The organism is Hymenobacter pini (genome assembly GCF_020421205.1).
Classification (GTDB): domain Bacteria; phylum Bacteroidota; class Bacteroidia; order Cytophagales; family Hymenobacteraceae; genus Hymenobacter; species Hymenobacter pini.
Map to the genome: position 1 here is coordinate 981,002 of NZ_JAIZZH010000003.1, position 22,237 is coordinate 1,003,238.

Here is a 22,237-nt window from a genome sequence, read left to right on the forward strand (position 1 = left end):
AATAGACGGTTACTCATAACTTCACCATCTCACAATTTCACCACTTACTGAATCAGGCCTTGGTTCATGGCGTAGCGGATGAGGGCGGCCGTGTTCTTGGCCTGTGTTTTCTCGATGATGTTCTGGCGGTGGGTTTCGATGGTACGCTTGCTGGTGAACAGCTGGTCGGCTATTTCCTGGTTGGTCATGCCCTCGGCAATGAGGCGCAATACCTCTAGCTCCCGCCCTGATAAGTCGGCGGTGGCCTCTGGGCGTTTGGCAAACGAAACGGGTTCCGGCGCGGCCGAGGCACCAAATTGGGTTATCACGCGGCGCAGCAGGTTCAGGCCGATTTCGGTGCACAGAAACTCGCGCCCGGCCGCCACCGTCCGGATGGCGTGGGCTATTTCGGTGATGTCGGCGTTTTTGAGCACGTAGCCCAACGCGCCGGCTTCCAGCATGCGGTACACGTAGTTTTCGTGCTCCAGCATGGAGAGTACCAGCACCCGCACCTCGGGGTACCGCTCGCGCAGGTGCGCCATAGTGGCAAAGCCATCCAGCACGGGCATGTTCACATCCATCATCACCACATCGGCGGGGGTATGGGACAGCAGCTCCAGCAGCATTTCGCCGTTGGCGGCCTCTCCTACAATATCCATATCGGGTTCCTTGCTCAGCAGAGCTCGGATACCGTCGCGCAAAATGGCATGATCGTCAGCCAGCAGAATACGAATCATAAATTCAAGCAAAGAATAACGAGTGGCCTGGCCCGGACGCGTGGGTTGACGGCGGCCAGTCGGTTCCGGTGCAGCCGCGCGGGAAGCTGGCTGCGGTAGGAGCACTTGACCAGAGCTGATGAGCTCCCGACTAAGATACGGTAACCAGCAGCCATCCGGTTAACAGCCACCAGTGCCCCAGGTTAGGCCGCCGCCGCATCGCCGCGTTACTGAGAGGTACTATCCGGCTCAGCTTCAATGTACTACCCAACCTGCAGCTCGACACTATGCGGCTAAAAATCAGTTGGTTATATTTTCAACCATCTATCTTCTGCCGCGTATAGATCTGCATTCCCCACCCGCCCCTGCCAGCGGACCCGACTCTCCCACTTACCGCCCGTCGGGCTTTACCGCACCCGTTCTATGGAAGTCTACCGCGAAATTCTGCCCAACAGCTACCTGCTGATTCTGACCGACAACAACGCGCCGGCCACGGTAGCTCAGTTGTCGTACGCCCTGCGCCGGGCCAGCCGCAGCGGCAAGCCCAGCATATGGGTTGATTGTAGCCAGCTGCACCGGCTGCCGTTTGCGGCACTGCGGGTACTGGCCCGCTACTACCGCCGGTTGCGGCAGCGCCAGATTCCGCTGGTACTCTGCCACCTCGGCGACGACGCGCACCAACTGATGGCCAAGCTGCCCACGGCGCTGTGCCCGCCCGTGGTACCCTCATTGCTGGATGCGGAGCGCTACTGCCAGCACCCCCACGCCTTGTTACGACAGCAGCCGGCCACCGCGTAACGCATAGCTACAGTACGCTGGCCAGCCCGTTGATGGTAAGCGCCACCACGGCCGTATTGAACCCGAAGGACAGCAACCCGTGCACTAGAGCCAGCCGACGAATCAGGCGGTCTGACACGCCCACGTCGGCCGTTTGCGCAGTCATGCCAATTACAAAGGAGAAGTAGGCAAAATCGAGGTAATCGGGTTCCTTTTCGTTGCCCGGAAATTCCAGCCCGCCTTCTGCCCGTTTTCCGTCGGCGGCGTAGTAGAGATGGGCGTAGCGCAGCGTGAATAGTGTGTGTACCAGCAACCAAGCCGTGAGGACACCCACGGCGCCGGCTACCACGCGCGCCGTTTGGTGGGTATCCGCATCGGCCTTGGATAGTAGCAGCACTACCGCCAGCAAGCTAGCTACCGCCGCCCCCAGCACCGCCACAAACGACAGTACCCGGCCGGGGTCTTCCTTGGTGGCAATCTGGCGCAGATGTGCCACATCAGCCCGCAGAATAATAGCCCAGGTAATGGCTAGCGTGGTCAGCGTAAACCCGTCCCAGGCCAGCAGCAGTCGCAGCAGCGCCGGCCATTGCCCGGGAGCCAGCATGTACAGCCCGGCCGCCGGCAGCAGCCCCAGGCCCAGCCGCCGCCAGGCGGGCCACAGGGCAACGCGGTGCAACGGAGAAAAGCGGCGGGGGGCAGCGGAGGAGGGCATAGACTGGGCGGAAATGAAATATTCTGCGTAAGCTACGGCATCTCAACCGTTGCTTACATGAATTCAGCTCCGCTTTCCGGCCTGTACGCCCCCTCCCTCAGCCTCCTCACCGACCTGTACCAAGTAACCATGGCCTACGGCTACTGGCAGCAGGGTTTGCAGGACCGAGAGGCTGTGTTTCACCTGTATTTCCGGCGGCCACCCTTCAGCGGGGGCTATGCCGTGGCGGCCGGCCTGGCCTACGCCGTTGACTACTTGCAGAACCTGCGTTTTTCGGAAGTCGACCTTACCTATCTGGGCAGCCTGAAAAGCAGTAAGGGCGCGGCCATGTTCCCGCCGGAGTTTCTGCAGTACCTGTGGGAGCTGCGCTTCAGCTGCGACGTGGATGCCGTGGCCGAGGGCACGGTAGTGTTCGGCAACGAGCCCCTGATTCGGGTGCAGGGTCCGCTGCTACAGGCACAATTGGTAGAAACAGCCCTGCTCACGCTGGTGAACTTTCAGACGCTGATTGCCACCAAAGCCTCCCGCATTCGGGAAGCGGCCGGTGCCGATACCGTACTGGAGTTTGGCCTGCGCCGCGCCCAAGGGCCCGATGGGGGCTTGTCGGCCAGCCGGGCCGCTTACCTGGGCGGGGTAGATGCCACCAGCAACGTGCTGGCCGGGCAGCGCTTCGGTATTCCGGTGAAGGGCACCCACGCCCACAGCTGGGTTATGGCCTTTGAGGATGAGCCCGAGGCCTTTGCCGCCTACGCCAAAGCCTTCCCCGACGACTCGGTGTTTCTGGTGGACACTTACGACACGCTGGAAGGCGTGCGCCATGCTATTAAGGTAGCCCGCGAGATGCGCGCCAACGGCCACGAGCTGGGCGGCATCCGGTTGGACTCGGGCGACTTGGCCTACCTCAGCCGCGAGGCCCGGGCGTTGCTCAATGAGGCCGGCTTTGAGAATGTACGCATCGTGGCCAGCAACGACCTGGAGGAAAACCTCATTACCAGCCTGAAGCTGCAGGGCGCCAAAATTGATACCTGGGGCATCGGCACCCAACTCGTGACGGCCTACGACCAGCCGGCCCTGGGCGGCGTGTACAAGCTAGCCGCCCTGCGCAAACCCGACGACTCAGGCTGGGACTTCACCATCAAGCTCTCGGAGCAGCTGGCCAAAACCAGTATCCCCGGCATCTTGCAGGTGCGCCGCTACGAAACCGAGAAAGGCCAACCCCGCGCCGATATGCTCTACAACGTGGCCGAGCCCCTGCCCGAGCAGCTCACCATCATCGACCCGCTGGATGCCACCCGCCGCCGCGCCGTGCGGGCCGACGCTTCGTACCGGGAGCTGCTGGAGCCCATTTTCCGCCGAGGCGAGCTGGTGCATCAGCTGCCCACGCTGCAGGAAAGCCGGGCCCGGGCCCACCGCGAAGTGCTCAGCCTCGACCCCAGTATCCGCCGCTTCCTCAACCCCCACACCTACCCCGTGGGTCTGGAAGAGTCACTCAACACCTTCCGCACCCAACTGATTCTGGAAAAGCGCCCCGTGCGCCCGGCTTAGTATGCCTAAATGCAAAAGGCCCGACTGCTGATGCAGTCGGGCCTTTTGCATTTAGGCTACCCCAAACTTTTTCCAGAGCTTCGGTAGCTTTTTCGGCAGTTGATTCTCCGTCCAGTCTTCGCCCTTGGTTTCGGAGCCGGAATCATAATCGAGGCCCCGGGCTTCGGCCACGCTTCGAGGGAATGTTTCATCCTCGTCGGTTTTGCCTGTGCGCTTTTCGAAGGCGAAGGTGGCCACGTATAGCAGCTCTTCAAAATCCTGGTACGGGGCATCCAGCACCGCCGCCAACGTATCGGGGTTCTGCAGCGCATTGGTGAAGACAGTTTTACCCTGCCCTACCAGCCAGCACCGGAAGTACAGATAGGGGTCATCGGACACGTAACCGTCGATAATCTTCTGCGCCGCCATGATGTCGAAATGGTCGGCCTCCAGCAGGTGTTCCCGTAGGATGCACTCAAACTCAATAATCTGCTCGGGTTCCAGCTGCGCCAGGTCGTCAATCAAGAACTGCTGCTGCCGTTGCTGGTCGCCCTGGGCCTCGGTTTTTGCCGATTCAATTATCTGCCAGAATTGCTCTTTATCCATTGTATCAGAGGTACGGTAATAAGCCCGAAATACGGCAAAACTCTGCACTCCTGCGGCCAAAGCCTGTACCCCCTGCCTGCGTATAGCCGACTACTTTTGTTACGCTACGTTGTTATAGCGTCATCATCAGCTGCCGGCCGCTGGGTAGCAGCTTCAACCATTACTGCTTATGTCAACTCTGAAATTTAAGACCAGCATCAACTGCGCCAACTGCGTGCGGGCTGTCACTCCGTTCCTCGATGCCGAAGCCAGCGTGGAAAAGTGGAACGTGGATACCAACAACCCCGATAAGATTCTGACGGTGGAAGGCCCCAATCCAATTCCGGAATTGATTATAAAATCCGTATCCCAGGCCGGGTTTGACATTGAGCCGGTAGCGGCGTAACTGCTAGTAAAAAAGAACGTCATGCTGAGCTTGCCGAAGCATCTCTACCTGACAATCCAGTGCGGTAGAGATGCTTCGGCAAGCTCAGCATGACGTTCTTTTTTACTCCTGCTTAAGGCTCTATCCCTCGTAGCGCAGCTCGCCGGCTCCTACGCGGAGCGTCACGCCGGGCTCTGGGATGATGCGGCCGGCTACCTGAGCTTGGTAGCCGTGGTGGCGCAGGGTTTCGGCTACGGCTTCGGCCTGGGCCTCATCGGTTACCAGTAGCATGCCGTTGCCCATGTTCCAGTAGAGGTAGGCTTCCTGGGGCGTGATGCCGGCCAGCTTGGCCAGTTGCTCCATGGCTGGCAGCGGCTCGAATAGGTTGTCCAACTCGGCACCCACACCGTTTTTGAGCACGCGCTTGAAGTTATCGGCAATGCCGCCGCCGGTGATGTGCGCCGCCGCGTGCAAAGGCAGACCGGCATCGAGCACCGCCGCCACGCCGGGCGAGAAGATGAGCGAAGGCGCTAGCATTACCTCGCCCCAGGTGGTGGCGTTTTCGGTTGTCAGTTGCTCGTTGCTGATTGTTGATTGAGCGCCGCCGCTTTGCTCGTACGGCTGTTCGTGCCACTTCTCACCGAAAGCTTTGGTGAGGGCGCGGCGGGCCAGGGAGTAGCCGTTGGAGCGAAAGGATGGTGAGCGAAGTGCTACCACCGCTTGTCCGGCGCGCACGTTGGCGCCACTCAGGGGGCGCTCTAGGCTGGGGTGCAGCACGCCTACGGCCGTGGAGCACCAGTTGAAGTTCATTTTGGCCCCGGGGTAGCCACCGATGCGGTTGCCCAGCTCGGCAATTTCCCCGCCCGTTACGGCAATCTGGCTGAATTGGGCCGCGTCGTGCAGGCCGCGCATCAACTCGTCCACCACCTCGTAGTTGAGCGTGTTCACGTCGATGATGTTGGAGAGGTTGGTGGGCACGAAGCCGGCCACGATGAGGTCGTCGGCCACCATGGCAATCAGGTCGTAGCCCAGCGTGTCGTAGCGGTCCAGGCGCTCGGCCACCTCAATCTTGGTCCCGATGCCATCGGAGCCAATGCCCAGCCGCTCATTGCCAAAGCGGATTTCGTTGGAGAAGCCACCGGCCAAATCCTGGGCCGGCTCGCCGGGCTTGCCCGCGCGGGTGCTGAAGGTTTTCTGGGCCCAGTGGAAGGCGTTCTTGGAAGCGGCGTTGCCTTCTTCGATGGAGTAGCCAGCGGTGGCTTTGAAGTCGTTGTTCATGTGTTGGACCCCTCCCCCCGGCTCCCTCCCCTCCGGGAGAGGGGGAGCCTGACGAGTTGGGCAGAAATTGGGATGGTAGATTATCTAAATTTCTACAAATGTTGGCAGAGCCATTATCGACTTCGCTGGCAAATAATATCGTCTATCACTACCAGTAAAGTCAATCAGAAACCCATCAGCAACGTATTCTCGCAGGTAAACCTTTGTGTTTGGCTAAAGCCTTAAAGCAGGATGACCACTTGCGGTATCAGCTGGCTGCAGGTATATCGGCGTAAACCATTTTAAAACCTTATACCTCGGGTTAGCTGACCCGCGCAGCGCCTCAGTTACATTAGGTACATCTGCTTCAATCAACTTAGACGGAATGCGTTCCTGAGCTTTTACAACAACAGAATAGCTCAAGCTAGCCAATAGCAACAGTAGCTTTTTATGTCTCATAAGTGGCCTAAATGAGCATGTTGGCGGAATAGGCAATCCTCTATCTGCTGAACTCTCTATTAATGCTCGGTAGGCTCGGGGGCTTTGGCGCTGACGGACGTGGGCTGGTCTTTTTTGTCTTTATCGGAGCGGTGGCTCTGGCGTTCCTCCTGGATGTGGCCCAGGTACTTGGTTACGTCGCCGGTGGGGTACTGGCCGGTGAAGCAGGCGAAGCACGAGCCGCCGTGGCCCCGCTCCTCCGAAAACAGCTCCTGCAAGTCGGCAATCGACTGGTAGATAACCCGGTCGGCCTCAATGTAGCGGCAGATTTCCTCCTCCGTGTAATTAGCGGCAATCAGCTCGGTGCTCATGGCCATATCGATGCCGTAGATGCAGGGCGAAATGATGGGCGGCGCGCTGCTGATGAAGTACACCTCGGCGGCCCCGGCCTCACGCAGAATCCGCACGATGCGCCGGGAGGTGGTGCCGCGCACAATGCTGTCATCCACCACGGCCACCTTTTTGCCTTCCACAAACTCGCGGATGGGGTTAAGCTTCTTTTTCACGATGTCCTCGCGGCCGGCCTGGCTGCTCACGATGAAGGAGCGGCCCATGTGGTTATTCTTCACCAGGGCCCGGCGGTAGGGCACGCCAATGGCCTCGGCCAGCCCCGACGCCGAGAAGTAGCCCGACGATGGCACGTCAATCACCATATCCGGCTGAATGCCCGACTCGATAACCTTCTTGGCCAGCATCTTGCCCAGCCGCACCCGCTCCCGGGCCACCAAGCGGCCGTGAATGGTGGAGTCTTCGCGGGCGAAGTAGATGTGCTCGAACACGCAGAAGCTTTTGGGCTTCTCCTGCTGGTTTTTGTGGTGCACCTTGAAGTCCTTGTCGATGAACACCGCCTGGCCCGGGCCCACGTTTTCCACGAACTCAAAGCCCAGGTAATCAAAGCAGGTGCTTTCGGAGGCGAAGGCGTACACGGGGCCGCGCTCCGTTTCGCGGCGGCCCAGCACCAGCGGCCGGATGCCCAGCGGGTCGTTAAAGGCCAGCAACCCATGCCCGGCAATGATGGTGACGGTGGCGTAGGCACCCTTCACCAGCTCTTGGGTGGTTTCTACAGCGTCAAAAATATCCACCACCGACAGCGCATCCAGGTTTTTCAGGCGCAGCTCCGAGGCGAAGGTGTACATGATCAGCTCCAGGTCGTTGCTGGTTTTGGGCAGCACGTGGTACTTCTCGTGCAGGCGCTTGGCGGCCGAGCGGAAGTTGATGACGTTGCCGTTGTGCACCATGGCCAGCCCGAAGGGGTAGCTGGTGGTGAACGGCTGAGCCAGCTCGGCATCATTGGAGCCCTGGGTGGTGTAGCGCGCGTGCCCGATGCCGATGTTGCCCTTCAGCTTTTTGAGCTGCTTGGGGCGGAACACGTCGGAAATCAGGCCGTTGCCTTTGCACAGGTGGAAGTTGTCGTCGAAGGTGGCTATGCCGGCCGCATCCTGGCCCCGGTGCTGCAGCGCCGTCAAGCCAAATACGATGTCGTGGGCAACGTCATCGGGACCGTAAAAACCTACTATTCCGCACATTTCAGTTGTCAGTTGCCAGTTGCCCGTTACCAGGCCGCTGCGGTGGGGTGGTGGGAGGTACTATAGTGCGCCGTGCTCAGCGGGCTGTGCTTGTTTGATTAAATGGGCCAGGGTTTCGGCGTACACGCGGTGCTCCACGGCCAGGCCGCGGCGCTCCACTTCGGCCAAGGTGTCGGCCCCGCGCAGGTCAACCGGGTGCTGGGCCAGGATGGGGCCGGTGTCCAGGCCTTCGTCAACCAGATGCACCGTGATTTTGGTTTCCGGCAGCTGGTTCTCGAAGGCCCACTCGTAGGCGTGCAGGCCCTGGTGCTGGTGCGTATCGGCGGGATGGATGTTGAGGATGCGCCCCGCAAACGCTCGGATGAACGTGGGCGACAGAATGCGCATGTAGCCGGCCAGCACCACGTAATCGGGCTGATACTGGTTCAGCAATTCCACCACGTCGGCGTCAAACTCCGCCCGCTTGCGGCTCTGGCTGCTGAGGCTGGCCGTGGGGCAACCCATGGCGGCGGCCGTGGCCAAGCCCGGTGCATCGGGCACGTTGCTGAACACCACGGCCACCTCAGCCAACTCCCGCAGCACACCGTGCTGCACGGCGTTTACCAAGGCCACCATGTTGGAGCCTCGGCCCGACAGCAAAATGGCCAGGCGTGCTTTTTGGGTGCTATGGTTACCAGTTTCCGGCAAGGGTAGGTTCCGGCCGCTGGCCGATATCAGTGCGGATGTAGGCATCCTTGAAGTTAACTTTTTCTGCTTCGCGGTACACGTGGTTTACCGCGTCTTCCAGCTCTTCGCCGTGGCCCACCAGCACCAGCACCCGGCCGCCGTCGGTCACCAGCTCGCCCGCTTCGGTGCGCTTGGTTGCGCCGTGGAAGGCCAGAATGCTGGGATGCAATTGGTCGAGGCCAGTAATGGGGAAACCCGTTGGGAACTGGGCCGCCGGGTAGCCGCCCGAGGCCAGCACCACGCCCACGTAATGCCCGCGGCGCTGGCGCACTACCGTTTGCTGCAGCTTGCCATCCAGGGTTGCTTCGATAAGTTCGAGCAGGCTGCTTTCCATGGCGGGCAGCAGCACTTCGGCCTCCGGGTCGCCGAGGCGCACGTTGTACTCCAGCAGCTTGGGGCCCTGGGGCGTGAGCATGATGCCGAAGTAGATAAAGCCGTTGAAATCAAATTGCTCATTCTGCAGGCCGCGCAGCGTGGGGTCCACGATGCTGGTGCGAATGGCGGCCAGTACATTGTCGTCGGCGAAGGGCACGGGGCAGTAAGCGCCCATGCCGCCGGTGTTGGGGCCCTGGTCGCCGGCCAGCAACTGCTTGTGGTCCTGGGAAGGGCTGAGCAGCCGGATGCGGTTCCCATCGGTGATGCCGATAATGCTGATTTCGGGGCCGGTTAGTTTCTCTTCCAGCAGGAAACTAAACCAGCCAGTGTGCAAAGCGGCCAGCTCATCCAGCGCGGAGTGGGCTTCTTCCACTGAAGAGCACACGTACACGCCTTTGCCGGCCGCCAGCCCGTCGTACTTCACCACTACCTGCCCATGCAGCTCGGTGGCTTTGGCGCGGGCATCGTCCAGTTTGTCGCTGCGGTACTGCCACGATAAGGCCGTGGCTACCCCGTGGCGGCGCATAAAGTCCTTGCTCCACACCTTGGAGCTTTCCAGCGTGGCGCCGGCCCGGCCAGGGCCAAATACCCGGATGTCGGAGCCTTGGAAGAAGTCGGTCACGCCCGCGGCCAGCGGAGCCTCCGGCCCCACCACAATCAGCTGCACGCCGTTGGCTTCGCAGAAGCGCTTAATGGCCGGAAAATCGGTGGCGCTAATTTCGGGGTGGCTGTTGGGGATGCCCGCGTTGCCGGGCAGCACGTGCACAGTGGCCCCGTCGCGGGTGAGTTTCCACGCCATGGCGTGTTCACGGGCCCCGCCGCCGAGGAGTACTATGGGGGAAGAAGGTGCGTTCATGCTAAAGCGTGGCCAGGTAATCGGAACGAAACAAGACCATCAACCGATGATCAAAATACTGATTATCAATCTTTAAATACTGCTTCTGAAACCCGTTCTCCACAAAACCCAGGCTTTCGTAGAGGTATGCAGCAGTAGTATTATTTGCTATTACGCCCAGAGAAATCTGCTCCAATCCTGGAAGGTCAAAGGCTATGCGTAGCGTTTCTGCCATTAGCGCGCGGCCAATACCACGTTCCGAGTGGTTAGGGCTTACGCATACCTGCCGAATGTCGCCCTGGTGACGCACCTTTTGCCGGGTGGCCCGCACAAAACCGCAAATGCCTACCAGTGTCGCATCTTCAAAAGCTCCTATCATGAAGGCATCGGGGTTGCTGGTGAGAATATGCTGCTCAAAAGCCAGCTGCTCCTGCTGCCCTTCCTCCTCCGCCGACGAGCCAAAGCTGGCCGGATACTGCGCCAAGCACGCCAGCCGGAACTGGCGGTAAGCCGGAGCATCGGCGGGTTGGAGGCGGCGAATAGTGAAGGGCACTGGCATTAGCTGATATCGGTGATGGAGGCAATATGGCCACCCTGAAACTCAAAAACCGATTTACCCTGCAGGTGCAGCGTGTCACCGGCTTTTAGGCCATTGGGGAAGTCCATAGCCGCTACGGCGGAATACTCCAGCAGCACTTCCACTGTATCGGCATCTAGCTGCCAATCCGTGACGCGCTGCTCTCGTTGGGAGAAGTACTGCAACGCCTGCTGTGCCTGCTGGCGGAAAGCTTCTTTGCCCGTTAGGGTCAGATTTACTTCGCCGTTGGAGATGTTGCGAAACACCACTTCCTCGTGCAGATGGCACAACATGCCATCCACATCGAAGCGGTTGTACGCTTCGATGTAGTCTTGCACGAGTTGCTTCTGTTTGGCAGCGTCCATGGGCTGTGTCTAGGCTTCCTGCACGATACCAGCGCGCACCAGATTATCCACAATCCGCTTTTGCACGTCGTCGTCAGCAGCCTCATTGCCGGTAACCAGTGGGCTACCCGTGATACGCTCGTAAATATCGAGGTAGCGGCGGGTGGCTTCGGCGGAAACTTCGGGGGTGAGGGCGCGGGGGTACTGGCCGTTCTGCTTGTTGGCAATCAGCCACTGGCGCACGTATTCCTTGTCAATCTGCTCCACGCCTTCGGGATTCTTGGCGTAGTCCTCGGCGCTCCAGAACCGCGAGGAATCGGGCGTGTGGATTTCGTCAATCAGAATCAGCTCCCCATCCAGCAGGCCAAACTCGTACTTGGTATCCACCAGAATGATGCCGCGCTCCGCCATCCACTGGGAGGCAAAATTGAACAGCTCCAGGGCCTTCACCCGCATCTGCTCGTACAGCTCCGCCGTTACCCAGCCTTCCGCCACCAGGTTTTCCGGCGTAATCTCGCGGTCCGATTCTTCCTTGGTAGTGGGCGTTACGATGGGCTCGGGAAACTTCTGGTGCTTGGTCAGGCCGTCCGGCACGGTCACGCCCGAGAAAGTACGCTGGCCCTGCTGGTAGCCCCGCCACATGGAACCCGTGAGGTAGTTGCGCACCACCATCTCCACCCGAATTGGCTCGGCTTCCTGGGCCAGCGTCACGTTCGGGTCGGGCAGGCTGATAACGTGGTTGGGGATGATGTGCCGGGTTTTATCGAACCAGAAAGCGGCCAGCCCGTTCAGCACCGCTCCTTTGTGGGCCACCGGCGTTTCCAGCACCGAGTCGAAGGCCGACAGCCGGTCGGTTACCACGATGAGCCGCTGGCCGGAAGGCGCGCGAAACGAGTCGCGCACTTTGCCGCGGTGCAGAAGTTCGAGCTGGGGAGTATCGAAGTTGTTAAGGGTGTTCATACGACGAGGTAGCAGCCGGCACGAGGCTGCAGGCGGCGGAGGTGTCTAGGATGAAAACTGGCTGGCTTCCTGCGGAACGGCGGCAGTTTGGCTCTGCACATGCTCCACAATGTTGCGGAACAGGCGCAGGCCATCCCCTTCCTCGCTCAGGCCGGGGTTCTGGCGCTTGCGCCGGGCCCAGTCGGGGTGGTTGTAGAGGGACAGGAAGGCCTCGGGGTGCGGCATCAGCCCGAATACCTGGCCGGTGGTGTCGGTCAGGCCGGCGCAGTTCAGATCGGCGCCGTTGGGGTTGAAGGGGTACACGTCCGTGGGTGAGCCGTCGAAATCGGTGTAGGCCAGGCAGTTCAGCCCCCGGGCTTCAATTTCCCGCAGGGTTTCTTCGCCCTTGATGATGAGGCGGCCTTCGCCGTGGCGCACGGGCACTTCCAGCGTATCAATGCCTTTCAGGAAGGGCGAGTTCGACTTGGGGTTGACTTTCAGGCGCACCCACCGGTCTTCGTAGCGGCCCGAGGCGTTGTGCGTCAGGGTTACTTCCGGCGTTACGGTGCCGCTCAGGTTAGGGAGCAGGCCTAGCTTCACCAGCACCTGGAAGCCGTTGCAGATGCCCATCACAAACTTGCCGTTGGCAATGAACTGCTTGATGTCGTCGAGCAGGGTGCGGCCCTCGACGTTTTTGCGGTAGCGCAGCTTATTGGCCAGCACCACCCCCGAGCCCAGGTCGTCGCCGAAGCTGAAGCCGCCGGGGAAGTTCAGGATGTCGAAGTCGTGGATGCTGACGTGGCCGTGCAACACCTGGTTCAGGTGCACGATGGTCGGCTCGGCGCCGGCTAGCTTGTAGGCGGCGGCAAACTCTTCTTCGCAATTGATACCGAAGCCCGTCAAGATGAGGGCGCGGACTTTTGAGTTGCCAGTTACCAGTTGCCGGTTATCAGCTTGTTCTTCCAGGCTTTTTAGGGGCTCGGTGCTTTCGTGGCCGCCATCAATGCTCTTGTAGCCGAGCACCGTCACCGTGCCATCGGCGTTGGTTTGCGCGGGGCCTGTTTCGTCACGCTGCGGCTTGGGCGGCGAGTTCAAATCAGGAAACAATGGTTTCTCGTTCATACTTACTGTGCGGTTTCGTGCTGGCCGAAGCCGATGATGCGGTTTACCGGGCCGTTGGTCCACTCGTGGCGCAGGGCCGCCGTGCTGGCCGCAATGATGGTTTTACCCGACTGCCGCACCGTGAGTTGGCCGTTCTGCGTTACCACGCCCAAACGGGTAGCACGGCGGCCGAAGTGCTGCTCGAAAGCCACCACATCCTCGGGGGCCACCGTGGCCACAAACCGGGAGTGCGACTCGGAAAACAGCTGCACCGGCACCGGTAAGCCTGCCGGCAGCTCCACTTCGGCCCCGAAACCGTTGCCGAACGTAGCTTCTGCCAAGCCAACGGCCAAGCCACCATCCGACAAATCGTGGCAGGACTGGATGAGGCCTTGCTCATTGGCCTCGCCCATCAGCGTGTAGAGGGCTTTGGCTTCTTCGAACCGAACCTTGGGCACGTTGGCGCCCAGCTCACCGAAGAGCTGGTAGAACTCCGACCCGCCCAGCTCGTCGTAGGTTTCGCCCAGCAGGTACACCACGTCGTCGGCTTGCTTGAAGTCGGAGGTGATGGTGCGGCGGACGTCCTCGATTTTGGCGGTCATGGAGTACAGGACCGTAGGCGGAACGGAAATCTTCACGCCATCGGCTTTGAAGTCATTCTTCATCGAGTCCTTGCCGCTCGTGAGCGGGATGCAGTAGGCCGCCGTGGCGTCGCGCAGGGCTTGGCACATGCGCACCAGCTTAGCTAGCTTGTGCTTGCCATCGGGGTTGGTGGCGGGGTCGTACACCGAGTCGGGCACGCAGAAGTTGTCGTTCACCGACCAGAAGTTGCCGTCCCCGTAACTCAGGTTGGGCAGCTTCCCTCCTACCGCCACAATCTGGCGCACGGCCTCGTCGAAGGCCCCAGCCGACATATCGTAGGCGTCCAAATCCCCGAAGCGAGGCAGAATACCGTTGCTCACGGCCACGCCTTCCCAGGACTCGAAGTTGAAGCGCACCACGGCGGCGTCCTGCGGAGCCTGCCCGGTGGCGCCCATCAGGGGCTTGATAATGGTGCGGCCCTTCACCTCATGGTCGTACTGCCGAATCACCGACTCGCGGGAGCAGATGTTGAGGCTGCCCAGCAAGCGGCTCAGCACGTCGGTATAATCCAGGTCGGCGGGCAGCGTGGGCTCCTGGACCGTAGGCTTCTGCCACTCGGCTTCCAGCACTTTGCGCGGCACGCCGTTGTGCAGGAATTCCATGTCGATGCGGGCCACCGACTTGCCGTCGAAGCGCACGTCGAGGCTGCCGTCGGCGGTGAAGTAGCCGATATCGGTCAGCTCGACTTCCATTTCCCGGCCCAGGGCCAGCAGCTCGTCCATTTTAGCGGGCTCCACGGCCAGGGAGAAACGCTCCTGCGACTCCGACACGAAGATTTCCCAAGGCCGCAAGCCCGGGTATTTCAAAGGTACTTTCTCCAGCTCCACCACGGCCCCGCCGCTGATGGTTGCCAGCTCGCCGATGGACGAGGACAAGCCGCCCGCGCCGTTGTCGGTGCTGCACTTAATCAGGCCGCGGCGGGTCGCCAGGATCAGGAAGTCCATGGCCAGCTTCTGGGTGATGGGCGAGCCAATTTGCACGGCCGTGGCGGGCGAGGTTTCGTCCAGCTCGATGCTGGAGAAGGTAGCGCCGTGGATACCGTCTTTGCCCACCCGGCCACCAGCCATGATGATGCGGTCCTGAGCGTCAATCTTCTTTTCCCACGAGTCGAGGCCGGCCAGCTGCATGGGCATTACAGCCCCGGTGCCGCAATACACCAGCGGCTTGCCGGCGTACCGGTCATCAAATACAATGGCGCCGTTCACCGTGGGCACGCCCGACTTGTTGCCGCCGTCTTCAATACCCTTGCGCACGCCCTCGAAAATGCGGCGCGGGTGCAGCTGGTTGCTCAGCAGGGTACCGTTGAACTCGGGGTTGCCGAAGCAGAGCACGTTGGTGTTGAATAGCAGCCGCGCGCCTCCAATGCCGGTAGCCAGCGGGTCACGGTTGTTGCCCAGAATGCCGGTAATGGCTCCGCCGTAGGGGTCAATGGCCGAGGGAGAGTTATGGGTTTCAACCTTCCACACAAACAACGATTCAGGGTTGATGCGCACAGCCCCGGCGTTGTCGCTGAATACCTTAATCAGCCAGTCGTTGCCGTTGGCGCGCAGCTGGCGGTCTACCTCGGCGGTGGCGTTTTTGATGTAGGTCTTGAACAAGGAATCCACTTCAAACTCCTCGCCCGTGTCCGCATCCCGGTACTTGATAACGGCCGAAAACTCCTTGTGCTTGCAGTGCTCCGACCAGGTCTGGGCTATGATTTCCAACTCGCAGTCGGTGGGGTCCTGGGGTAGGCCAGCAGCCTGGCGCTCCTCGGCAATACTGGTGTAATGGTCGCGCACGGCGCGCATTTCCTCCAGGTTCAGGGCATAGAGGTTGTCTTTTGACAGCTTCAGCAGCTCCTCGTCCGAGAGCCCCACCAACCGCACCGTGTCTGTAATGGATTCGGCCCCACCGCCCGGCCGCGGCGTGTAGTCGCGTATCTGGGCTATGGGGCCGACCTCGAAGCGGTTAATCATTTTGTTGCCGAGCAGCTCTTCGGCCAGGCGGCGCAGACTACTCTCCGGCAGCTCGTGCTCCAGGAAATAGAGCCGTTTGCTGAAGATGTGCTGGGTATGCGTGTCCAGCGGCTGGTTCAGGAAGTCGCCGAGGGCGTTCTGCGCCGAAATACCTTCGTCGTCCGTCACGCCGGGCAGCTTGGCCACCAGGATGTAGCTTTTGTACTCGGCACCGTGGCGGAACTCGTCGAGGGCTACCTCGTGCAGCACGGGGTCCTGCAGGCAATGGGTGGCGAAGTCGCGCAGTTGCTCGTCGCTCACGGGGTAGCGCACCGTGTAGAGGGTGGTGCTTTGCACCCGGCCCGTCGAGAGGCCGAGGTGGCGCTGGGCAGCTTCGGCTACACGGTGGCCCTCGCCATCATGTTGGCCGGGCTTGAGCAGAAGCTGAATGGTTCTTTGGCTGGATTCCAAAAGAGAGCTGTTGACTGATTTTCTATTTTTCGGGGTCCGCGCCGCCGGGCGTGGGAAGCACACCCCACGCGGGGGTACGCCGAAAATGCCTTGCCGCCGGGGCCGGTTGCCGCCGCGGTAGGTTTAAGAAAACGCTTTTTCCGGCCGACTGCCGGGTTTCACCACCGGAATACCTGCCCGGCAAAGCGGGCAATCATCGGGTGCGTAGGTGGCCGCCGTTACCGGCAGCAGGGCAAAGTTCGGAAAAGAAAGCGAGGCTTGCCCACCCGTGCGGTCAATTAAACTGGCCACGGCCAAAACTTTTGCCCCCAGGCCCTCCAGCACGCGGGCTACTTCGTTGGTGCTCTTGCCGGTAGTCACCACATCTTCGGCAATAACAATTTTTTGGCCGGGCTCAATGGTAAAGCCACGGCGCAGCGTCATCTGCCCCGAATCGTCGCGCTCCGTGAAGATGCCGGGTACTCCCAGCTGCCGGGCCAGCTCGTAGCCAATCACCACACCGCCCATGGCCGGGCCCACCACCACATCGGGCTGCAACCCTGCCTCCTGAATCCGACGGGCCAGCTCGGCCGCGGCCGGCGCCGCCAGATCGGGCCGGCGCAGAAACCGGGCGCACTGCACGTAGGTGTCGGAATGCAGACCGGAGGACAGCCGGAAGTGCCCGCGCAGCAGCGCGTCTTCCTGCAGCAGTTGCTGCTCCAGGGTTTCGGAGGTGAGGGTGGTTTGGGGAGAAGTCATTAAGCGTTTATTCGGGTCCTTCAGTGGAAATCATTATTGGTTCGGAACCAATTGAAAGTGACAGTAACAAGTTCACTTCCTCATCATCAGCCGCAATAACCAGCACTGGATATTCTTCCCGTGCTTTCATCAACGCATATTCTATCCGTTCGATTCTCATGGATAATGCGAGTGAGGCGTTTAGGGAAATATGTGCATACCAGCCTTCCTGTATCATTCCTTCCGCAATCTGTCCTATCAGATAAAACTCATTGCGTCGTGGAATAGCAAAGCTGTCTATTACACTGAATCGTCCTTGAACTGGTTTGTAGTTGGCTAGCATTGACACTTTCACACCGCTACCGACCGGAACTGGTTGATTTGCTCTACCAGCTCCCGCGCGGCGGCACCGGCATCAGCCGCTTGCCACAGGGCGCGTGAGGTATTAATCAGGAGGCCTGCACCATCGGGGCGTAGGCCGGCTTTGAGGGTGGCCGCCAGGTCGCCGCCCTGGGCGCCTACGCCGGGTACCAGGAACCACTGTTCAGGCGTAAGGCTGCGCATGCGGGCCACGGCTTCGGCGTTGGTGGCACCTACCACCAGGCCAATATTACCGTGCTGGGCATCCAGCTTGCGGGCTACGCTGGCGGCGCAATCCGAAAGAGTGCCGCCGCGGGTGAGGGCTACATCCTGCAGGGAATGCACGGGCTTATTGGAAGTTTTGGCCAGCACGAACACCAGCTTATCGGGCCGGGCGAAAGGCACAATGGCATCGTCGCCCATATAGGGGTTCACCGTCACGCCATCGGCCCCCACCACGTCGTAGGCGAAGCGTGCGTAGTGATCAGCGGTGTTGGCAATGTCGCCGAACTTACCGTCCAGAATCACCGGAATGCTTTCCGGGATGCGCTGCACCGTATTGCGCAGCAGCTGCACGCCATTCTCCCGGCTCAGGAAGAAAGCTAGGTTAGGCTTGAAAGCAGCGGCATAGGCGCTGGTCTGGTCGATGACCTCAGCCAGGCGACGTTCTACCTGGGCATCATCCCCCACGGGGTCGAGGCCGACGCAGAGCAGGGAGTTGGCTATCTGAACGCGGGAAATGAGCTTTTGCATGGGTGGGAAGGTAGGAGGAGAGGTAAAACAGCTGTTGGATGCTGTGCCGCAGAAGCGCCACGCGCTACTCTACAGGCTCGCCGATACTAAATGTCCGCATTCGGTGGCTAACCTGGCCGTGAGGCCGGGCTCCAGCCATTCGCCGCTGGCAATTTGCACGGCGCTGGCCCCGCAGCGCAGGTAGTCGGCCACGTGGCCGGCCGTAAACACACCGCCCGTCCCGAAAATAGGCAGCGTGAGGCGTTCATCGTGCGCCAGCTCCCACACGCAGCGCAGGGCCACGGGCCGCAGCGCCTCGCCGGACAGGCCGCCTACTACCGGGGCGGCAGTAGCGTCGTCGGGCAGGTGCAGGGCTTTGAGCAGGTTGGTAGCGGCCAGGGCAGTAGCGCCGCCTTCCTGCGCCCCCAGGGCCAGCGCCCGAATATGCTCCGGCCACGGCGGCAGCTTCACTATGACGGCCGCCTCGGGGGGTAGCTCGTTGCGTACTGCCTGGGTGGCCTCGCGCACAAATTTGGCGTTCAGCTCCTCCCCTTTCTCGGTGTCGGGCTGGGACATGTACACTTCTACCCCAGCAATCAGCGCTCCGGCTTCCCGGGCCAGAAAGCGGGCAATTTTGCGGAAGCCGGGAATGCCCGGGGCCGTAATGCTTACAAAAACGGGCACTCCAAACCGGCACAGCGCGGGCAAATACTCCTGCACCAGAATTTCGGCGCTTTCGGTACGCATGTGCGTAGCATTGAGCAGGGTCTGATCGGCTACCTGCCAGATGCCTTCTTCGTAGAGCCCGGGCTTGGGCTCCATAGTCACGGTGCGGGTAAAAATTGCGCCCAGCCGCTCGTAGCCCGTGCCCTCAAGCTGCCACGAGGCGGCGGCCAAGCATACGGGGTTCTGCAGTGTGAAAGTTCCGAGTTGCATAGGTGGTAAATGCTATGGTTTTGTGGCCACTCCAGCCGTTTGCGGCTTCAACAACCAGCAAAACCAGGTAAAAAGCTCCCGGGGCCGAAGCCCGGCTAGCTGCACGTTATTATGAAAGGTCCCGAACACGCGGGGTGGTCAATTTGCGGACTGACATGTATGTCAGAATCCCCCCTGATTTTCTATCACCCCGCTCCTTGCACCACCCCGCCCCGTTGCCGCATTGGGTGGGAACGGGTTGCTCGTTGTTTGATTGTGAGTTGCCAATTGTCGACACGCGCTCAGCTGAGAATCGGCAACATGAAAACTAGTTAAAGACCATGCGCCGGACCCGTATGCGTGTTTGCGTGCCGGGTGGCAGCTACTAGCTGCTGAGCCGGGGTAGTGGCGTGCAGGGGTGGTCCGGTATGGTGGTTATACAAAGGCCAAGAAATGTGCAGGTGAAGATTGCTTTCAGCTACGTCCGCCGAACCGGCAGAGCACAAAAAAACCGCTTCGAAAACCGAAGCGGCGAACGGGCTAACAACCGAAAAAACAGAAGAGTCGGCAGGGGAGACAACCTTCCGGTCATCTCGCAGGACGCTTTTGTAAAAGGTCCCACGCTTCATCAGAGCAATTTGATTGAAGTGAAGCACGTCGCAAAAGTACTACTTCATCCAATTATAACAACAGAACCAAGATTAACTTTGTGTTACCAAAATGTTATCACCTACTGTGTCTTTCTGCATTAAGCACAACCACGAGTACTCACTATATCTTATTGAAAAGCAGCACTATCAGGAACTTTACACCATAAAATAACTTTTATGGTAATGCCGCGATTCGCTTACTGACTGCACAAAAATACGCTGATCATTAACATAACCCGAATGCCCTTCTATTGAAAATGTACAAAATAAATTGCTAATTCACACTATATATAGCATCGGCATTTACTGCGGGCCAAAGAAAGTACAGATGCACGGATCCAGATACTGTTCTGCTTCCGTAGGTGTGGGTGCCCAACAGGGTTAGCCAATTCGGCTTAACATATTCATAATGCGCTGGCTTTTATTCAATCCGACAGCCACGCGTTACTTTTGCTGTCACGATTTTTTCTTTTCTTCTCTTCACCCCCTCACATTGTCCGCTATGAAGAAAGTGCTACTTGGTTTGTTGATGTGCGGCATGATGGCAGTAGTACCCGCCGGGGCATGGGCTCAAGCTACCCCACTCGCACCCATTGAGTATACTGAGCGCGTGCCCGCCGAAGGTTCTGGCCGCACTATGCTGTACAACAGAGCATTGAGCTGGGCGCAGAACAAATTTTCCTACAAACCCACCTCCGGCCTGAAGGCGAACGAAGCGGCTGGCACTATCCGCATTTCGGGTACTGGCACTGTGAAGCGCGTGGATAATAAAGGCAAAGACCAGCCGGTTACAGTGCTATTCGACTTCACCTTCCAAAGCACCGATAACAACTACACGTACACGGTGGGCTCGTTTCAGGTGATGCCCGATGACAAACAGCCTACCCAGCTGGTCTCCATAGATGACTACCGCACGCAGCTACAGGCGGAGCGGGGCAACGATAAAATGCGAAACGACCGGCGCATCACCGCTCAGGCTAACTCTATTGCCAGCGAAGTAGCCATGTCCTTCCGCTCCTACATGAACAGCCAGCCCGCCGAGGGCCAGGTTGGGGCCGGCGCCGAGAACTAGCCGCTCCCGAGTTTTTTCTGCAACAACCGCCTTGGTTGGTCAAGTAGTGCCTGGCCCGCTGGGGCGGTTGTTTTGTTTCAGACGCTAGAGCCGGCTTAGCAGCCGGTGCGTGCGGGCGGGTAGCTCCCGGGCATCTACCACCATAAAGCCGTCGAGGGTATTGCTGAAACCAGGGTCGAGGTTGAAGCCAATAATCCGGGCATTCTGCCGCAGGTAATGGCGTAAGAGCACCGGGATACCCATACCCATGGGCTCCAGCTCCGCCACCAGCTGCTGCAGGTCCTCTAGGCTGTGCAGCCTCCGCTGCAGCAATTCGGCATCAGTGTTGGGCAGAGGCCGGAACTTGTACTGCTTACGGGGCTTCACCAGGCCCGCCAAAGCGTCGTCGGCGAAGTGCTGCTGCAAAAAGCCCATCATTACCTGCTTGGACACCGTTGAAAACTGGTTGCTGATGCTTACGGGCCCAATCAGGTACCGGTACTCCGGGTGCCGGGCAATGTACTCGGCCAAGCCTTTCCACAGGAGCAGCAACGGCAGCGGGTGCTTCTGAAATTCCGGTCGCACAAAGGACCGGCCCAATTCCAGAGATTCGCGCAGCAACGGCAGCAGCTCTTTGCTCATCCTGAACAAGGAATGCAGGTAAAACCCGCGCTTCCCAAACTCTCGCACAATGCTTCGGCCCCGCCCAATACGATACGCCCCCACTACCTGCCCGGTGGCTCGGTTGTACAGGAACAGGTGCCGGTAATACTCATCGTACTGATCGAGGTCCGTTTCGTGGCTGGTGCCTTCGCCCACTGCCCGAAATGACACCTCGCGCAACCGGCCAATTTCGGGTAGAATGTGCGGCAGCTCTGCTTTCTTGGCTACGTACACCTCCCACTCCTGGTGCCGCAGCAAACAGCTACTGCGCCGAAGCTGCTCAATATCGGTGGCCAGCAACTGGGGGGCTACGGGCGGCACAATGGCAGCTGGCGGCAGCGTGGGTAGCGCAAATTCCCCGGCGGGCTGCCAGGCAGAGCCCAGCGCGTGCACCCGCGCCCGGATGTAGGGCAGTCGGTCAGAAGTCGGTAGTTGGCCAAGCTCGGTGGCCGGAATCAGCTGGCCGATTCGGACGCGCACCGTTTGGCCCCGCTTGTTTAGCAGCTCAGCCGGCAGCCGGGCCGTGCGCAGCAGCGGGTGCACGGCGCCCAGCAAGCTAAAGGCCACACTATTTTGCCCGCTAATCCACACGGGCACTACGGGTACCCGGGCCGCTTCCAGGAGCCGGCCCACCGTGGGGTGCCATTCTGAGTCGGTGGCGGGGCGCAGCGCGGAGGTGCGGTGCGCTACTTCACCAGCCGGAAAGAAACCCAGTGGCACATCGTTGTGCAGGTACCGGAGCAGCTGCCGCACCTTAGGGGTGTTGCGGCCGGCATCCTGCCGTTCCGGGCTCACCAGGGTCAACTGCGTGGGCAGGTTGGGCAGCAGAGGCGCCAGTATCTCGTTGGCTACGGCCACAAAATCGGGCCGCACTTCACCCAGCACGTACAGCAGTACCAGCCCATCCAGCATACCGCATGGGTGGTTGGCCAGGGCCATAAAGGCCCCGTGCGTGGGGATGCGGCGCAAATCGGTGGGGGTGTACTGTACGGTAATCTGTAAGTCCCGCAGGAGCTGCCCAATAAACTCGCGGCCCGTAAGGTGGCAGTGCCGGTCATAGAGCTGCTGCAAGTCGCGCAGTTGCGTCAGCCATTGCCACAACGGGCGCAGGGGCGACCAAGTGCGCGCACCGGCGGCAGCTGTCAGCCCCGGAACTGAGTTGGAAAGTAATGCCATAGAATGCCGGAGCCAGCCTCATAACATAGCCTGACTCCTCCTCCCAAACTTCCAAAGCAGATATTAG

The 22,237-nt window shown here is 60.1% G+C and carries 21 protein-coding genes; 4 read left to right on the forward strand and 17 right to left on the reverse strand.

What is annotated here, in order from left to right:
• Positions 1–44 precede the first annotated feature (44 nt).
• Complete coding sequence (locus LF252_RS15605; protein WP_226270500.1) at positions 45–716, reverse strand: response regulator; 672 nt, start codon at positions 714–716, stop codon at positions 45–47.
• 402 nt (positions 717–1,118) lie between these two features.
• Between LF252_RS15605 and LF252_RS15610 the strand changes: the two genes are divergently transcribed.
• Complete coding sequence (locus LF252_RS15610) at positions 1,119–1,493, forward strand: STAS domain-containing protein (protein ID WP_226270501.1); 375 nt, start codon at positions 1,119–1,121, stop codon at positions 1,491–1,493.
• Positions 1,494–1,500: 7 nt separating this feature from the next.
• Here LF252_RS15610 and LF252_RS15615 read toward each other — a convergent pair whose 3' ends face one another.
• The gene (locus tag LF252_RS15615; protein WP_226270502.1) at positions 1,501–2,184 is read right to left on the reverse strand and encodes a DUF1345 domain-containing protein; all 684 of its coding nucleotides are present in this window, start codon (positions 2,182–2,184) and stop codon (positions 1,501–1,503) included.
• 57 nt (positions 2,185–2,241) lie between these two features.
• Here LF252_RS15615 and LF252_RS15620 point away from each other — a divergent pair, with 57 nt between their 5' ends.
• Complete coding sequence (locus LF252_RS15620) at positions 2,242–3,729, forward strand: nicotinate phosphoribosyltransferase (protein ID WP_226270503.1); 1,488 nt, start codon at positions 2,242–2,244, stop codon at positions 3,727–3,729.
• 51 nt (positions 3,730–3,780) lie between these two features.
• On the opposite strand, the gene LF252_RS15625 is transcribed toward LF252_RS15620, so the two are convergent.
• Positions 3,781–4,314 carry a DUF4240 domain-containing protein gene (locus LF252_RS15625; RefSeq protein ID WP_226270504.1) on the reverse strand — a complete coding sequence of 178 codons (534 nt, stop codon included), beginning with the start codon at positions 4,312–4,314 and terminating at the stop codon, positions 3,781–3,783.
• A gap of 169 nt (positions 4,315–4,483) precedes the next feature.
• Between LF252_RS15625 and LF252_RS15630 the strand changes: the two genes are divergently transcribed.
• A complete protein-coding gene (locus tag LF252_RS15630) occupies positions 4,484–4,699 on the forward strand; it encodes a heavy-metal-associated domain-containing protein (protein ID WP_226270505.1) in 216 nt (71 codons plus the stop codon).
• A 120-nt stretch (positions 4,700–4,819) separates the two neighbouring features.
• On the opposite strand, the gene LF252_RS15635 is transcribed toward LF252_RS15630, so the two are convergent.
• From LF252_RS15635 to LF252_RS15695, 13 genes are all read right to left on the reverse strand, one after another.
• Positions 4,820–5,956 (reverse strand): AIR synthase-related protein, encoded by a 1,137-nt coding sequence (locus LF252_RS15635; RefSeq protein ID WP_226270506.1) that lies wholly within the window; start codon positions 5,954–5,956, stop codon positions 4,820–4,822.
• A gap of 497 nt (positions 5,957–6,453) precedes the next feature.
• The gene (gene purF / locus LF252_RS15640) at positions 6,454–7,959 is read right to left on the reverse strand and encodes an amidophosphoribosyltransferase (RefSeq protein ID WP_226270507.1); all 1,506 of its coding nucleotides are present in this window, start codon (positions 7,957–7,959) and stop codon (positions 6,454–6,456) included.
• Between the two features lie 60 nt (positions 7,960–8,019).
• Positions 8,020–8,691 carry a phosphoribosylglycinamide formyltransferase gene (purN, locus tag LF252_RS15645; protein ID WP_226270508.1) on the reverse strand — a complete coding sequence of 224 codons (672 nt, stop codon included), beginning with the start codon at positions 8,689–8,691 and terminating at the stop codon, positions 8,020–8,022.
• Positions 8,630–9,916, reverse strand: a complete 1,287-nt coding sequence (gene purD, locus LF252_RS15650; RefSeq protein ID WP_226270509.1) for a phosphoribosylamine--glycine ligase — start codon at positions 9,914–9,916, stop codon at positions 8,630–8,632. The genes purN and purD overlap by 62 nt, the downstream gene beginning before the upstream one ends.
• 1 nt (position 9,917) lies before the next feature.
• Positions 9,918–10,448, reverse strand: a complete 531-nt coding sequence (locus tag LF252_RS15655; protein ID WP_226270510.1) for a GNAT family N-acetyltransferase — start codon at positions 10,446–10,448, stop codon at positions 9,918–9,920.
• A gap of 5 nt (positions 10,449–10,453) precedes the next feature.
• Entirely contained in the window at positions 10,454–10,837 is a 384-nt protein-coding gene (locus tag LF252_RS15660; protein ID WP_226270511.1) for a nuclear transport factor 2 family protein, read from the reverse strand.
• A gap of 9 nt (positions 10,838–10,846) precedes the next feature.
• The gene (locus tag LF252_RS15665) at positions 10,847–11,776 is read right to left on the reverse strand and encodes a phosphoribosylaminoimidazolesuccinocarboxamide synthase (protein WP_226270512.1); all 930 of its coding nucleotides are present in this window, start codon (positions 11,774–11,776) and stop codon (positions 10,847–10,849) included.
• Positions 11,777–11,821: 45 nt separating this feature from the next.
• On the reverse strand, positions 11,822–12,877 hold the full coding sequence (locus LF252_RS15670) for a phosphoribosylformylglycinamidine synthase subunit PurQ (protein WP_226270513.1): 1,056 nt from the start codon (positions 12,875–12,877) through the stop codon (positions 11,822–11,824).
• Between the two features lie 2 nt (positions 12,878–12,879).
• Entirely contained in the window at positions 12,880–15,906 is a 3,027-nt protein-coding gene (locus LF252_RS15675; RefSeq protein WP_226270514.1) for a phosphoribosylformylglycinamidine synthase subunit PurL, read from the reverse strand.
• A gap of 123 nt (positions 15,907–16,029) precedes the next feature.
• Positions 16,030–16,644 (reverse strand): orotate phosphoribosyltransferase, encoded by a 615-nt coding sequence (gene pyrE / locus LF252_RS15680; RefSeq protein ID WP_226270515.1) that lies wholly within the window; start codon positions 16,642–16,644, stop codon positions 16,030–16,032.
• Between the two features lie 7 nt (positions 16,645–16,651).
• Positions 16,652–16,966 (reverse strand): hypothetical protein, encoded by a 315-nt coding sequence (locus tag LF252_RS15685; protein ID WP_226270516.1) that lies wholly within the window; start codon positions 16,964–16,966, stop codon positions 16,652–16,654.
• 8 nt (positions 16,967–16,974) lie between these two features.
• Positions 16,975–17,736 carry an orotidine-5'-phosphate decarboxylase gene (gene pyrF, locus LF252_RS15690; protein ID WP_226270517.1) on the reverse strand — a complete coding sequence of 254 codons (762 nt, stop codon included), beginning with the start codon at positions 17,734–17,736 and terminating at the stop codon, positions 16,975–16,977.
• A 69-nt stretch (positions 17,737–17,805) separates the two neighbouring features.
• The gene (locus tag LF252_RS15695; protein WP_226270518.1) at positions 17,806–18,651 is read right to left on the reverse strand and encodes a dihydroorotate dehydrogenase; all 846 of its coding nucleotides are present in this window, start codon (positions 18,649–18,651) and stop codon (positions 17,806–17,808) included.
• Positions 18,652–19,782: 1,131 nt separating this feature from the next.
• On the opposite strand from LF252_RS15695, the gene LF252_RS15700 reads away from it, so the two are divergent.
• Complete coding sequence (locus LF252_RS15700) at positions 19,783–20,352, forward strand: DUF4468 domain-containing protein (RefSeq protein WP_226270519.1); 570 nt, start codon at positions 19,783–19,785, stop codon at positions 20,350–20,352.
• Between the two features lie 84 nt (positions 20,353–20,436).
• Here the strand turns inward: LF252_RS15700 and LF252_RS15705 are convergent, their stop codons facing one another.
• Positions 20,437–22,170, reverse strand: a complete 1,734-nt coding sequence (locus LF252_RS15705) for a lysophospholipid acyltransferase family protein (protein WP_226270520.1) — start codon at positions 22,168–22,170, stop codon at positions 20,437–20,439.
• Between the last annotated feature and the right edge of the window lie 67 nt (positions 22,171–22,237).